21 protein-coding genes are annotated in these 13,807 nt (G+C 58.6%); 6 read left to right on the forward strand and 15 right to left on the reverse strand.

What is annotated here, in order from left to right; translation table 11 throughout:
- The first annotated feature begins 257 nt into the window (after positions 1-257).
- The 6 genes from OPU96_RS27395 to OPU96_RS27420 all read left to right on the forward strand — a co-directional run bounded on the left by OPU96_RS27395 (position 258) and on the right by OPU96_RS27420 (position 4,638).
- The gene (locus OPU96_RS27395) at positions 258-920 is read left to right on the forward strand and encodes an XRE family transcriptional regulator (protein ID WP_498560073.1); all 663 of its coding nucleotides are present in this window, start codon (positions 258-260) and stop codon (positions 918-920) included.
- Positions 921-1,000: 80 nt separating this feature from the next.
- Entirely contained in the window at positions 1,001-1,264 is a 264-nt protein-coding gene (locus OPU96_RS27400) for a hypothetical protein (RefSeq protein WP_498560074.1), read from the forward strand.
- A 24-nt stretch (positions 1,265-1,288) separates the two neighbouring features.
- Complete coding sequence (locus tag OPU96_RS27405; protein WP_498560075.1) at positions 1,289-1,747, forward strand: hypothetical protein; 459 nt, start codon at positions 1,289-1,291, stop codon at positions 1,745-1,747.
- Between the two features lie 96 nt (positions 1,748-1,843).
- Complete coding sequence (locus OPU96_RS27410; protein ID WP_498560076.1) at positions 1,844-2,488, forward strand: nucleotide-binding protein; 645 nt, start codon at positions 1,844-1,846, stop codon at positions 2,486-2,488.
- 58 nt (positions 2,489-2,546) lie between these two features.
- Complete coding sequence (locus tag OPU96_RS27415; protein ID WP_498560077.1) at positions 2,547-2,846, forward strand: hypothetical protein; 300 nt, start codon at positions 2,547-2,549, stop codon at positions 2,844-2,846.
- A gap of 1,597 nt (positions 2,847-4,443) precedes the next feature.
- A complete protein-coding gene (locus OPU96_RS27420; protein ID WP_498560078.1) occupies positions 4,444-4,638 on the forward strand; it encodes a hypothetical protein in 195 nt (64 codons plus the stop codon).
- Here the strand turns inward: OPU96_RS27420 and OPU96_RS27425 are convergent, their stop codons facing one another.
- The 15 genes from OPU96_RS27425 to OPU96_RS27495 form a co-directional block, all read right to left on the reverse strand.
- Complete coding sequence (locus OPU96_RS27425; protein WP_498560079.1) at positions 4,639-4,890, reverse strand: hypothetical protein; 252 nt, start codon at positions 4,888-4,890, stop codon at positions 4,639-4,641.
- Complete coding sequence (locus tag OPU96_RS27430; RefSeq protein ID WP_498560080.1) at positions 4,887-5,129, reverse strand: hypothetical protein; 243 nt, start codon at positions 5,127-5,129, stop codon at positions 4,887-4,889. The genes OPU96_RS27425 and OPU96_RS27430 overlap by 4 nt, the downstream gene beginning before the upstream one ends.
- Positions 5,126-5,371: a hypothetical protein gene (locus OPU96_RS27435; RefSeq protein ID WP_498560081.1), complete on the reverse strand. Its 246-nt coding sequence runs from the start codon at positions 5,369-5,371 to the stop codon at positions 5,126-5,128. Before OPU96_RS27435 ends, OPU96_RS27430 begins: the two co-directional genes overlap by 4 nt.
- Positions 5,368-5,658: a hypothetical protein gene (locus OPU96_RS27440; RefSeq protein WP_498560082.1), complete on the reverse strand. Its 291-nt coding sequence runs from the start codon at positions 5,656-5,658 to the stop codon at positions 5,368-5,370. The genes OPU96_RS27435 and OPU96_RS27440 overlap by 4 nt, the downstream gene beginning before the upstream one ends.
- Before the next feature lie 171 nt (positions 5,659-5,829).
- A complete protein-coding gene (locus OPU96_RS27445) occupies positions 5,830-6,069 on the reverse strand; it encodes a hypothetical protein (RefSeq protein WP_498560083.1) in 240 nt (79 codons plus the stop codon).
- 367 nt (positions 6,070-6,436) lie between these two features.
- Positions 6,437-7,909: a hypothetical protein gene (locus tag OPU96_RS27450; RefSeq protein ID WP_498560084.1), complete on the reverse strand. Its 1,473-nt coding sequence runs from the start codon at positions 7,907-7,909 to the stop codon at positions 6,437-6,439.
- A 46-nt stretch (positions 7,910-7,955) separates the two neighbouring features.
- A complete protein-coding gene (locus OPU96_RS27455; RefSeq protein WP_498560085.1) occupies positions 7,956-8,282 on the reverse strand; it encodes a hypothetical protein in 327 nt (108 codons plus the stop codon).
- A gap of 170 nt (positions 8,283-8,452) precedes the next feature.
- Positions 8,453-8,830, reverse strand: a complete 378-nt coding sequence (locus OPU96_RS27460) for a hypothetical protein (protein WP_498560086.1) — start codon at positions 8,828-8,830, stop codon at positions 8,453-8,455.
- Positions 8,831-8,894: 64 nt separating this feature from the next.
- The gene (locus tag OPU96_RS27465) at positions 8,895-9,176 is read right to left on the reverse strand and encodes a helix-turn-helix domain-containing protein (protein ID WP_498560087.1); all 282 of its coding nucleotides are present in this window, start codon (positions 9,174-9,176) and stop codon (positions 8,895-8,897) included.
- A complete protein-coding gene (locus OPU96_RS27470; protein ID WP_498560088.1) occupies positions 9,173-9,499 on the reverse strand; it encodes a type II toxin-antitoxin system RelE/ParE family toxin in 327 nt (108 codons plus the stop codon). The genes OPU96_RS27465 and OPU96_RS27470 overlap by 4 nt, the downstream gene beginning before the upstream one ends.
- Before the next feature lie 784 nt (positions 9,500-10,283).
- Positions 10,284-11,255 (reverse strand): hypothetical protein, encoded by a 972-nt coding sequence (locus tag OPU96_RS27475; protein ID WP_498560089.1) that lies wholly within the window; start codon positions 11,253-11,255, stop codon positions 10,284-10,286.
- A 231-nt stretch (positions 11,256-11,486) separates the two neighbouring features.
- Positions 11,487-11,681 carry a hypothetical protein gene (locus tag OPU96_RS27480; protein ID WP_498560090.1) on the reverse strand — a complete coding sequence of 65 codons (195 nt, stop codon included), beginning with the start codon at positions 11,679-11,681 and terminating at the stop codon, positions 11,487-11,489.
- 115 nt (positions 11,682-11,796) lie between these two features.
- On the reverse strand, positions 11,797-12,354 hold the full coding sequence (locus OPU96_RS27485) for a lysis protein (protein ID WP_498560091.1): 558 nt from the start codon (positions 12,352-12,354) through the stop codon (positions 11,797-11,799).
- Positions 12,336-12,995: a glycoside hydrolase family 19 protein gene (locus OPU96_RS27490; RefSeq protein ID WP_498560092.1), complete on the reverse strand. Its 660-nt coding sequence runs from the start codon at positions 12,993-12,995 to the stop codon at positions 12,336-12,338. The genes OPU96_RS27485 and OPU96_RS27490 overlap by 19 nt, the downstream gene beginning before the upstream one ends.
- A 57-nt stretch (positions 12,996-13,052) precedes the next feature.
- Positions 13,053-13,807 (reverse strand): phage late control D family protein (locus OPU96_RS27495; protein ID WP_498560093.1); only part of this gene is annotated, 755 nt, incomplete at its 5' end.

The following is a 13,807-nucleotide window of genomic DNA, read 5'->3' on the forward strand; positions in this document are numbered from 1 at the left end:
CGCCACGGTGCGGCGTTTTTCCCCCAATAGCTCAGCAGCAACGCTAAGGGCGTCACTTTCGGCTAGGCTGTCGATCCAAGGGGACAATTCCACACTTATAGTCCTAAAAACACTATTAGTGTTTAGACTGGCTATCAGGCCTCACTTTTGCAAGCTTTTTTTGTGGTTATTTACACTTAGAGTGTATATTCAGACCAATAGCCCCCCCGACCAACGCTTACCCAGGCGTTCACGTCGCTTGTAGGACTCAGGAAAACATGACGGACATTCGCCGTAAAATTGCCCAGCGCATCCGCGCCTGTCGCATCGCCGAAGACTGGACAGTTGAGGAAACAGCGCGCCGCCTTTCTCAAATTTCGAGCGAGACCATCACGCCGTCACGCTATGGGAACTGGGAGCAGCAGATCCGCACCCCCAAAATCGAACAATACGTTGAGCTGGGAACCCTGTTCAAGAAAAGCCCGGCATGGATTTGCGGGCTGAGCGATAACGACGGCACCGCCCCCGAAACTTCGCAGTACACCGTACCCAAGCCTGTTGGAGTTCCAACGAGCCAAGGCGTCCTTGATATTGGCGACGATTCCCTGGCTTTTCGTCGCACCTTTCTTCAATCGCTCGGGCTTGATCAAAATCGCCTGCTGCCGTTCGTAGCCCAAGACAACAGCATGCGCGGCATCATTGAAGAGGGTGACCGCGTTTTGATCGACCAGACCGCAACCAACGTTCAGCAGCGGGACGACCTGTTTGGCCTGATGATAAACGGCCGGGTCTGGCTTCGATGGATACGGCAAGACCTTGAAGGCGGTTACAAAATTCAGGCTGAAGACAGAGACAACTACCCGGACCAATTGCTTACAGACGAGAAACTAGCCTCCCTACAAATCCTTGGTCGCGTTAAAATAATCACTCACATCCGCTAACCGAACGCCCCTTTTTGGGGCATTCGCATACCTATAATTTACACTTAAAGTGTAAACAACACTTATACAGGGTAGTATTCATGTCTTCAGGTAGCCTCGCCTCGCTCGATAACGTCACGGCTGTAGCCATTTTCTCCGAAGAAAACCGCCGGGCACTGGTTTCTCAGATGAACCACAAGGTTGCCGTAATTGCCGGTATCGAAGCGTTGGCGGCGCGGGGAATCGAAACAGGCGACACAACAGAGACGCTTGAACACATCGCCGACATAGCCGCCGTGCTGGGGGCGGAGCTGCGCAAGCTGGCAGTCCTCACCGGCCAGATACAGCTTTCAAACGCCGCATAACCAAAAAAGCCAGGGAAGGTACGCATGCAAGCTGCAAATGAAGTGGCCGGGGAAGACGTCATAGGCTTCCCCGGGCAGAACCTGACCAAAGACGAACTTGTCGTCTTAGTCAGACTCGCCAACGGCGAGAGCCCTAGCCAAATCGGTGCCGGAATTCATGCCGATGCTGTGACCATGCGTCACATCGAATCCAGCATAAAAGCCAAACTCGGCGCCAAAACTCACCCGCACATGATCGCCCGCGGCTTCACCCTGGGCGTTCTATGCTCTCGCGCTCTATGCATACTGCTGGCCCTGTCCAGCGTGGCCGAACACCCAGGCGACGCCCTGCGTACCCGCAGCGGGCGCCGCTCACGCACAACCCCCACCTCTATGCGCTATGTGCGCTCATCCCCCAGCACGGCCGGCGGTAAAGGCCACACCCAAAACTCCCAAAACATCGCCAGCGCAGCCCTAACGCTGAAACTTTTTACGATTAGCTAAATAGCTATTTAGCTAAATAGCTTGATCTATAAAAAAGGCCGCTTATACTCTGTGCATCTTTAGCTATTTCGCTAATTAGCATTGGAGGAACGCAGCATGGCCAGCATCATCGCAGTGGTTTCGCAGAAAGGCGGGCCGGGCAAATCTACAATTGCCCGAGCCCTGGCTACAGCCTTCGCGGCAGCGGGATGGCAAACAGAAATTGCAGACATGGACATCGACCAGGGCACCGCCACGTCCTGGCAACAGCGACGCTTAAGAGCCGGCGTAGAGCCAACAATAACCGTCCGCCAGTTCGGCAACCCGGGCCAAGCCCTAAGCAAGGCCGGCGCCTGCGATATGCTGATTTTCGACGGCGCCCCCATGGCCAACAAAGCAACCGCCGCTATGGCCTTGGCCGCAGACCTCGTGGTCATCCCAAGCGGATTAGCGCTAGACGATTTGGAGCCGACCGTAGCACTCGCGAATGCATTGGTAGACCGTGACGGCGTTCCCGTTAATCGTATCGTTTTCGCCTTAAACCAGACGGGCACCAGCACCTTAGAAGTTGAAGAAGCCCGGACCTATCTGAGCAAAACCCGATTTGACGTACTGGACGGTGCCATCCCCAAAAAGCCGGCCTTCAGTCGCGCCCATGACGCCGGCCTGTCGTTGATTGAAACCCCATTCAAGGGGCCACGCCAACAAGCCGCACAAGTGATAAGCGCCGCCGTTGCTCGCTTTGAACAGCTCACCGCTTGAATTAGCTATTTCGCTAAAGAGCTATTATGCTAATAGCAATTGAATACGGAAGTCCGCCATGACCACCAAAAAGCCTACACCTGAAGCCCCTGTAGTCGCTGTCAAAGCTCCAGCCCGTCGCAGCGCCGGGAAAGGCGAGCCGCCTGCAACTGCCAGCGATACCGCCGCTGTCGGCAACCACACCGCGAAGCCAGCAGGCGGCGACACTGTTGACTTCAATATGAAGGTTCCGGCCGAGTTCAAGGCCGAGGTGGATATTTTCCTGGCAACACACCGCCTCACCCGCAAAGCGTATGTGATGGAACTGATTCGGAAGGATATGAAAGCCAAGGGCTGGGCAGCGCCTGGACCAAACTAAGCGCCTCTCGCTAGAAACTCAGCCCCGCATTTGGCGGGGCTTTTTTTGGTCCCAATAAAAACCCCGCATGTGCGGGGCCTATTGCGGTCAAAGGTCGTCGTAGTGATCGCGCAGCCAGGTCAACACACGATAGCCCTGGGCGAGTTTGACCAGCGCGCAGAAACCTTCCCACGCGGCGCGGCAACTCAATTTGAAAAGGCGCATAAGCGGCTTCCTCAAAGAAGCCTGGCCCCGCCGCCCTTACCGGGCAAGACAGCGGTTCTACCGAAAGGGGTCAGCGCTTTCAGCGAGCCAGGTGTTATTCGGCCCTTCCCTCCCGGCGCGTTTTCCAGACGCGGTGAAGGGGCCGAGGGCAATATCTGCCCCTAGATACATGTAATACCCCAAAACCCCTGACAGAAAAAAGCACTTTCGCGTTTTTTTGAAATATACAATCCGCCCCCTACCGTCCGTCCGGCTTTTTCTTGACGCGGTCCTGTCGTGACGATCTAGCCAACGCATGCGCGCACTGTTCAAATGTGCTGAACCGCCCGTTTTAGCGGGCCCTAGCGGTTTCGCTGCTACCGTTCGCACGCATAACCATAGGATTCGCGCCGCAAAAATGAGCCGAATCAATGCCGGATTAACCGGCGTTATTATCCGTGAACGTATTGCGCAACACCGAGATCGTAATTTATGCTCATTTCGTCAGCGCTTTCAGCGAACCGCAAACCGAACTCCAATTCGGCAAGCACAAAAGACCGCCCCTCCAACGGCGGTTTTTTTTGCCTGAAAATCCGCCTCATTTTCAGCCCCATCTTTTGCTAGATTCCGGCTAGCTTTTAGGTCGGGCTTTTCCAAGGGCAAAAAAAAACCGCCAAAGCCAAGGCCAAAGCGGTTTTTTCCTCAGTTCAATCCGTTAAAACAGATCGTTCCAATGGTCTCGCAGAAGTTCATAGAGACGATAAGCCCCTAATCCGTTCCGAACGAGATCCCAAGTACGCTTAGCAAGCTTAGACATACTTTTGGCCCTCCCTTGGTTGGGCCAATCCTCCAACAGCTTATCCGGCTTACCACTGTCTTCGGGAATACACGCGAATGCATCCACTAAGGCGGCCGAGGTTAACCCCCCAACTCGCACCGGTACGGCTACTAACCCGTATCGAAGGGTTTGAAACTGTTTTTTCCACAGGCTCAAACCTTAGTGGACGACTCACCTATAGGGCTCTCGTCTGAGGGCATAGTAGCGCACTTTTGCGCTGACGAAAGGCCCAAAAGCCAGCATTTAGCCTGCAACCCGGCACACCGCGAATAACGGCCCTGAGCCATTTTATAAAACGTTAATTTCCTTGGGTTGTGCCTCCCTGCATCGGTGCGCGGCAAACGCCTTGGCGGTGCACCAGGCGACGAATAACACGATGTCGTATTACTTTATGCAGTATTTCCGTTTGCACACCCCGTCAAGCCTGAGTAGTATGAATCCCACGCGAATGCATCCACTGAGGATGTGCAGGCGTTGGCCTTGCCAAGTCCTGCAATTAAAAAACCGCCCTACTAAGGCGGTTTTTTTTCGCCTGCTGATTATCGCCGTTACGCATAACGCCGCCGAGGTAGCCCGATGCTGATCACCCTGGAACTGTCCCCTTTCGAGCTGGAAACCCTGGCCGACTTCCGCAAGCTGCACGCCGAGTACCAGCGCACCGCATCCAGCACCCCGGAACTTGAGCTGGCCCGCCGCTACAGCGCGCTCAGCACCGCCGCGCAGATCCTGGCCGAAGCCCTGGACAAAGCCGCCCAAGCCCAGGGCGTGTAGTCACAGCTCCACGCTAAAGCTGGTGATCCCTACCTTGTCGGCAAACTTGACCACGGCTTTTAAGCTGGTCCAGATGCGCAGCGGTTCGCGCCGGCTGCGCACCGGCACCAGGCGCGCGGTGGGGCCGCCCAGGCGCACGGACAGCGTCCACTGGGCGTTATCGCCGTTGACCCGGCCGACCACGGCTTCACGTACCGCGTGTTGCGACACCAGGCTCTCCAACGAATCCAGCTGTATCGCCTTGGGGATCATGCCAGCGCCGCCAGGCGCGCCTGGGCCACTTCGTCCACCAACAAATACAGCGCCTCGATGCTGCGCGGGTTGAGGGCCCCGGCCACCTCCAGCCCCTCCACAAAGCCCTCTGCCCGCTCCAGGGCGTGCTTGACGTCGACCACATAACCCGCGCGATTGAGCCGCGCCAGGTGCTGTTCGGTGTGCGTGCGTACGCGCGACGGCAGCACCAGGGCGGCCAGCTGCTCGGCGGCGCTCATGCCGGCACCGGGGGCAGGTCGGCCAGCAGGTTGCGCAATTCCAGCCAGGGGTATTTGGCGAAGTCGGTGGTCAGGGGGCAGCCGTCGCCGTGTTGGAATGGCGCGTGCGCGTCCTGGGCGGGTTGTTCGGCCAGGCAGCCCGGGCAGGTCACTTGCACGCCGTCGAGTACCCAGCGCTCGCCCCAAAATTCCAGGGCTTCCTGTAGCCGGTAGCGCGACGCGTTACGGTCACGCGCGCTCACGATCTTGACTCGATCAGGGCTAGGGCCTGGCTATAGACCTGATCACGCGCCACATTCAGGGCTTCGAACGTGTCAGGGCCGATCACCTCGGCTTGCAACAGCGCCGCGCTCCAGCCGCCCACGCGGCCATAGGACAGCGTCAGTGCATTGCGGGATTGCGCGCTGGCCAGCTCGCGCAGTTCATCGGCGAGGCCCTCGCGCAGCGTGGCGTTTGGCAGGTTGAAGGCCATGGCGTCAAGGATCGCCGTCAAGTCGGCGCGGCGGGCGTGTTCGGCGGTGTCGTTCATCGGTGAAACTCCTTTTCGAGTGAGGGGGTGTCAGTGCGTCAAACCACTCTAAGGGGGTTTGGCGTACCAGTCCATGGGGGTGTGGTAAACACGGGGTGTAAAAAAGGCCCCCAGTCCTACAGCGGACGTGGGGGCCTTTTGAACATAAGTCACGTTATTGGTAACGCGGACTCACTCCGTCCCGTGTTCGCGCCGGAACGCTTGTAGCTGCTCTTCGGTCGGCATCAGCCCTGCGGCCACCAGGCCGCAGTCAAAGCAGGTCGTCGCTTCACCTGGCATCACTTCGCTACCGGCCCACATCACGCGCTCATCACGGCTATGGCCGCATGCCAGCTCGATATGACTGGTCATGCCGAAGAAATAGCGGCGCACGATAGGCTGGCGGGGGGATGGGGATTGTTCAGTCTGCATAAATTGGGTTCCTTTCCAGTTAAAACCGTTTCGGTAACGTGACAAAAAGTAAGGTTATTCGTCGCCTCACAGTGGACGCCGGCACTGTCGTGACCCAGCGCGGAAAAAACCCAAGTGGAACCGCCCAGGTCGTGACAGCAAGCTTTAGGCATTCCAACCGAGGCGACAACGATCATGCGCATTTTGAAAACTGTACTGCTCTGGCTGCTGCAACAACTGCTACGCGCCGCCATCGGGCTGGCCCTGCGTGCGGCGTGGGAGTTGTGGCGGTCATGACGGCGCCCGGGGTTCCTTTCTCATGATTTTAAATACCTCGAAAATGAGGGATTTATCTTCCGTTACTACGGCGCGTTACGGTAACGCCGAACTACTCTCCCGGCTGCTTGCGGTAGTCAAACTCCAAGCCGGCTTTCTTCAAGCGCGCTTGCAGCACGGCCACCGCATCGAAGGCGCGGCCACGGTCGGAAATTTCCAGGGCATTTTGCCTCTGCAAGCAGGCAATTTCAGCACGCAAGCGCACTTCAATCTCACTCGGCGTCGGAGCCTTCAACCGGTCAACGTCAGCAGCGGCCACCGGCACTGCGGCGCCAATTTCTTTCAGCTCAGCACGTAAATAGGCCAGCTCGGCCTCGGCCTTCTCGGCACGGGCCTTCCATTCGTTAGGCGCGGCTGGACGCTTGCCGAAGGCCTTGAAACGTTCGGCCACCCACTTTTGCCCCTCCGTAGCCGCTTTTGTTGCATAGCCTTCGGAGTGCCGCTTGTACTCACGCAGAAACCCGGCCGGGCTGCTCATGCGCGGCGTGTGCTGCTCCAAATCTACCAGCTCATACAGTTCTATCGCTTGCTCCAGTAGCACCTGATAGCGGCCGTTTAATTCGTGTTTGTCACACAGCGCCTGGCCCAGTAGCTCACGCTTTTTCGGGTCGGCCGGGTAAGCCTGTTCCGGCGGCGTGTCGCGCACCAGCTGCTCATTACGGCGGGCCCACTCCAACAACGAGCGATCTTTGAACGGCAGCAACTTGACGGCCAGTTCATCAAAGGTCGGCACGGCGGGAGCCTGACCAGCGTGGGCCCGCGCATAGGCGGCGTGACCTTCTACAACGATCCGCCGGCACTCGGCGCGAACAGCCGACGCTTCGTCAGCCTCAACGTAACCGTGGGCCAGCTCGCGCTTGGCGACAAAAATTTCATCGTCATTGACCGCAAACAGCTTCAGCAAGCGCCCATCAACCGCCACCACCTCATTAATCCAGCCGTCAGCCTCACGCTTGCGCTTACGCTGGCCATCCTCGCCCAGGTCCAGCAGCACCAGGGTAAAGCAACGCATGCCTCGACACTCCTGGGCCGCCACCTCTTTGACGATATAGGGGCCGCTGCCGTAACTGGTCCACACGGTATCGCCGGGCAACACCAGGCCGTCAACCTCAGGCTGACCTAGCGGCGTCTGCCGGTAGCGCGCCAGGTTGCTCATGCCAGCATCGGCTTGATAGCCGCTATGTGCAGGCCAATCAGCCATGGTCTGCCCGCGCTGCAAAGCATCTGGCAACCACGCCGAATCCCCCGGGAACGCGTCAGCCACACACGGCATTGGCACACGCGGCAACAAAGCCTCGACCGCCGCCAGCTTGCTGGGCACGCGCTGCCAGCGCTCGCGAAACTCGCCCAGGGCAACCCCCAGCAAAGCCAGCTCGGGCGCCTTTAGGTCCAATGCGGCACGCTGGCCGGCTTCTTTTTCCCGTTTCTTTTTCAAGCGATGCCGGCGGGCACGCTCGGCACCGTTCAACGGTTCTTCGCAGGCAGCAACTAAATCAAGGGTGCCCGGGTCGTTTGGATCGATCATAGCGAAACGCTCTCCAAGCGTGCCCGGCATAAGCCGGGCGACTTCCTTACAAGTGAGTATCGAGGCCGGTCAAGCGGGTGAACGATCCTTGTAGATCCTCGCAATAAACGCCTTCCTCGCGGGCCTTTTCAGCAAAGTCGAGGCGCGTCCAGCGGCCGGCGATCACATCGTAAGTGTCCATTTCGTTCAGCTCGATACGGATCATATTGATTCCGGCCGACGCGAAGTTGGCCGGCAGCCTGAATTGCAGGCCCTTGGAGGTGGCCACCACGTCGCGGGCGCCGGTCATCATCAGAAAGCGACGGGCGCCCAACTGGTCAAGGATCGCGCCGGCGATTTGCTGCGCTTCGGTCATTGGCTTGGCTTGGTTCATCGGTAAATCTCCGGTTTGGCCTTAGCTAGCTGCTTGGCCGTGGTAGAGATTCTACATCATTAGCTATTTAGCACAATAGCTATTTAGCTCATTCGCTAAATATCAGGCACAAAAAAAGCCGCGACGGCGGCCATTCTGCGAAAGCAGTGTTTAGCGTTTGTGCTAAAAAGCTATTTAGCCTCGATCCTTGCCGGCTCTGACAGCCCGAGATAGACGGCCAGTATGTGCCAGGCAGCCCAAGGCATGGCCAGCTCATCACCAACCCAGGCCCGGAACTTTCGAGGATCACCACCGACCAGCTGCGCGACCTGCACGCCCGTCAAGCCGGCCACCATCACCAGGGCCCTAACTTCCGCGCCGGTGATCTTCAATCCGTTTCGGCGCGGAACATCGAACAACCCAGGACGATCAAGCCCAAGGGCAGACAGGCAATCAACCACTTGGCCATCTGCCTCAAGCGTGGCCCGCAGGCGCAAGGCTTGCGCGCTCGCTTGGCGTACTTCACTTGCGCAACATTGCACCTGTGACCCGTCACGCAATCTCAACACGTACAAGCTCAACCCCTCAATAAATAGCTATTTAGCTCTATAGCTATAACGCTAAATAGCCTTATCAGGCCGCCGCCAACTGCACATGCACCACCAGGCCGGCCGACGCCGCCAGGTCTACCAGCGCATCCAGGCTGAAAAGATCAACTCGGCCGGCCTTGAGGTTGGAAAAACGAGGCTTGGTGATTCCCAGGCGCCGCGCTTTTTCCGTATCCGTGCCTGGCCATGCCTTTATGTTTTCGTTGAGTTCGATCATCAGGCCCGACCGGGCCTTAAGGTGGGCGGCTTCCTGGGGAGTGTCGGCCAGCGCTTCCCACACGCTGCCAAATGTTTGTTCGTTGCTCATAAAATGCCTCTCATCAGGTCGCGCAGCCTGCTGGCCGCTAAGTCAATGTCGCGCTTCTCTGTCTTCTGCGTGGTTTTGCGGAATGCGTGCAAGACGTACACGGCATCTGGCAGGGTGGCCAAATAGATAACCCGAAACGCGCCGGACGCTTCCCGCACACGCAACTCCCGTACACCTGGGCCAATCGTTTTCATTGGCTTCCAGTCTTCAGGCTCGATACCGCGTTGAACGCGGTCCAACTGGTAACCGGCCATCGACTGAGCCGCCGGCGGAAACTCGCGAAGCTGGTCCAGTGTGTCGCCGAGAAAAGTAAGCGCTTTCATGCATAGGTTCCGTATTCCGTTGACCTATTGTTATCGAAACCGATAACAATAGCAACACGAATCGCCGCCATTTCCCCGGCCGTCCAAAGGCCTGCCTGAGACGCGCAGTCGCTACAGGGTCACACAGACGTGCATTTAGTTCTCAGGGCGTCCACAGCCTGCACAGGGCGGTCACAGGGTGACAATCTCAATAAGTCCAGCCCCCGACCTATTCAACCGTGACGCGTAGCGGCGCAAGCCGTAGGCAGGCGCGTGAAGGCGCGAAACGCCATTGCAGGGCCTACAGTCGTGCGATGGGGGTAAATGGCGTGCAGCAACTGGAACGGGCCTAACACTGACGGAACGGCGGCGGTGCTGCTGGCCAATCGTCCCGCCGTGCCGTAGGCGCGAAGTGCGGGCGGCATCATTTGCAGCCATAGGCTGCGTTATAAATAGGTTCTCGGCTTGCCGAGGCATTTTAAAAAGGGCTAACCACTGCGCAGCTGAGGTTAGATCTAAAGATTCTTCTTGCAGAAGTACAGCAGAAGCACAGGGGGTACTTAAAAATAGAGGGGAACGGCTAATTTTCTAACTGCAACACTTAATATTTCATTAAAAAGGCGCGCTGCCGGCGGCGGCCGACCTGGGCCGCCGCGCCGGCAGAAAACAGCAGAAATTGGGGCGCCAATGAGGCGCGGGGGGGACGCGAATGCAGCAAGGCGGGGGTAACCGTGGCCTGACAGGCACGGTAAAGCGCTGCCAGGACTGACAGCGCAAAAGGAGGGGATGTGTAGGGGTTGGGGCTCTAGTCGCCCTGTCGCTCTCGTAGCCAGCTATCGAAGGCTGGGAACTCGCGCATTACGCGGCGAGCAACTTCCGACTGTGACAGGTCGGGATTGTCGCGCAGCAACTCGGCGTGACGATCACGAATCTCGGCCGCGTACTCGGCCTTCGCGTCATCGTAGTTGATCTTCTTGGAACGTCGCTCGCTTATAGCGTACGTCACCACGCCGCTTTCGCCCTGGGCACGGCGTAGGCCGGTTCGGGCTTTCTCGGCATCAGACTCGCGGGGGAACTTCTCTTTGTAGGCCCGGCGGGCCTTCTTTATCTCGTTGGAGCAACGGGTGCGGAACGTCTTAAGCGCCTCAAACGACACAGCCCCCAAAGCTACCAAGAAGTTTTCGTTTAAACGCTTGATCGCTGGACGTGCCCGCTTGGTGCCGTCCGGCTTCTCGACGTACTGCAAATGCACATCAAAGGCGCCAGCCTTGCGCAGGCGCCGAAAAGCACGCCAAAACCGCTCTGACGGCTCGTCGGGCTCTGTCGGGGCTTTCTTTTTCTTTAGCAGCCCCGCAACGGCGGCCAACTCCGTGCAACTGCGCGGAATGAACTGTCCGTCAGCCTTCGGCGTGCCGACCCTCAATGAGGCGTATTCGGTGAAATAAAGAATCGCGCGCATCACTAGCACCTCAACGGCGCGGGCTTCAGAGCGGTTTTTGCGGGGGTCGCCAGACTTATTACGCTTGCCGTTCAAGTTGCCCAGGCTGGGGAGGATGTTCAACGGTGCGTAGTAGTAGCCTTTGACGGCCTCTACCAGCTTGCGCATCACCTGCGGGATCGAGGCCGACCATTCCGGCTCACTGAACAAGTGAAATTCCGGCTTGAGCGGGTTGTGGCCACAGCGGTTACCGCTCCCGAGGTTCTCCCCCGAGTGCGGGTATGGATTGCGCCCCCACATGATGGAAGGCCGACCCAGACAGGTCGATACGTCGGTCATTGACTCTTTCCCCTGAGCAATACGCTTGCTTAGAAGAAGACCGACGGCTAAACTCTGACCTTGCTGCGGTCGCGTAGAGTTTTTTTCTCGCCGATCTCCAAAAAGCCTGGGGCGCCAACCCCGGGCTTTTTTCTTTTCTAAACCCTTGTTTTTTCTACTTCAAACCTCTTTGGCCACTCGGCCAACCAGCGCGAATATAGCACGCTGCCCGCCTCGCAACACTAAAAGTGTTCAAATTTTTTCTTGTTGAGCCTCTGTCTTGAGGCTTCCGACCGCCCCCAATACTAGTTGCAAAGAGCAAATCATGCCCTTGGGGGTTTGATCGTCGCTGTCCGTGACCTGCAACAACCATGTCATGTAAGCGTGTATTCCGGCGATGGTATCGCCGTTGGTCTCGCCTATCAAAGGGTTTCCATTTGTGGACATTTCTACTCAATCCTTGCTGACGCTAATGCCTGGCATTCTACCCACTGCCAGAATACATGGATATACATACAGTGGTAGCGCATTAAATCCCACAGCCTAGGGGCTCTCCGCCCCCTCACAGTGGGGTCTTATTGCCCCTGAGAACCTCTAAAATCCACCCCTGACAGGCTGCCAGCGCGGTCAATCCGTCGTCACCGTCACCGGTGATGCCGACAATTCTTTGAGCATGCGCTGGGTCAAGTTCGGCACGCGCGCCTCCATGATCCAGGCCGCCGGCGCCGGTGGCGGGCGACACACTGGCGCCGCCTGAGGGGGCGAGTCCGGCGGCGAGAACGACTGACAACCGCAACTCAGCAGTAGCAAGACGACCAAGCACGAGCTGGCGAGCTTTCTTTTCATCAGTAAGTACCTTGTAGTGGTTTGTTTCGTCAGTCTTAAGCCGGCCCTCAAGGACAAAACGCTGGTCCTGTTCCTGCTTGAGCTGGGCGGCCGTTGTCTCGGCCAGCCGCTCGGCCTTTTTTGCGGCGCTGGCATCCTGCAGGGCGAGAGCTTTACCGTAACGCCAGTCCTGGGCCACCCAGGCAGCCGCCGCGCCGACGCCGGCGACCACCACCACGGCCAGCACCATCACCCAGGGGCGCACGGCCGGGGGGATCAGATCGAGGGGAGACATAGCACCGCCTTGGCCTTGGCCCACAACTGCAACCGGTCCTCGCGGCCGTTATCGCCGCCATTGATCACACGCGTGATGCGGTCGAACAGCCCCGCGTCGGCCAGCTCGTTCAAGCCGCGATCCCACCAGAACCAGGCCGCCGACAGCGCGGCATACTCGGCCTGTTCCAGCAGCTCGGGGCGCGCAAGCAACGGCAGGGCCAGGGCCTGGCCACACCGGCGGTACATATCGGCGCCGGTGATGCCAATGCCACCCCGGCCGCGATAGCGGTAGCCGTCACCAGACACCTCGGGGCCGTTGCCCATCCGGTTGGCATAGACACGGTTGGCCATCTTTTCAGAGTTGCGTAAGTAGGCCTTGGCGTCCTCGATCTCGGCAGGGTCTACGCGGCCGTTTCGATTCAGGTCAAAGCCATACTTGAAAAGCCCGGCAACGCGCTCGGCGTCCTTGTAATAGAGGCTTTCCGACAACTTCATGAGGTGCTGCGACTCATGGCCAACCTGAGCCAAAAAAGCCGCCTGGCGCACCGGCGACGTGATGTCGAAACGCGCCATGGCCTGATTGAGGGCAGACACAAAAACGCCCGCGACTGGGCGGGCGTTCGGGAGGATTTGCAGCAGTTGCTGCTGGGTAATGGCCATACAGGTTCCTTACATGAGCGGCCCGCGCGCGGCGGGCATGAGTGATACACGTCGGTGCTACGCAAGGCTGACGACCTTGACGGGCTTCGCGGCTTTCTTCGTTTTCTTGCCCTTGGCTTTGGCCTTGCCCTTTTTGCCGCCGTTGCACTCAACGGTGGTGGACCAGCCGGCTTGGGTGAATGTCTGCTCCACGGAATCCACCAGATACTCGCCATCGAGCCCCACCTTGAAGCCCTGGGCGTTGATAGATCGCTCCGCGAAAAGATCCGTGCGGCCATCCATCTCCAGGCGCACGCCGGCCGTAGAGCGGTTGAACGCTGCCAAGCGCGCTTTAGCGGCTGACTCGGCGGCGGTCTTGTTCGGGTGAATATGCCGGTCCGTGTGTACGGCCGGCAGGCCGTCCGGTACGTCGTCGTTATCCAGGGAGACCACCGCCAACTTTCCCGTCTTCTTGTCCAGATGTTTGGCCGCTACGGTCTTGTGCGCGTTACGGTCGCCCAGGCGAAACTGCCAGCGGCTTACGTCACTGCGCGTTAGGGTGATCGCGCCAATCACCTTGCCGCTGGCACTGAGCCCCGCCTGGCGCTGCATCACCATCAACTTACCGTCGCCTACCTTGGCCGTGCAGTCATATTGCTTGGCCAGGCGCGTGACAAAGCTGAAGTCCGATTCGTGGAGCTGGTCAGCGCGCACGACCTTTGTAGCCACGGTGCAGGCCGGGGCCCAGCCGTTGCGCGCCGCAATATCCGCAACGATTTTCGACAGCGGCGCGTCTTCCCAGCTGCCGCTGCGGATGGATTTGCCGGTGCCGC

The organism is Pseudomonas sp. RP-B7 (assembly GCF_059803535.1).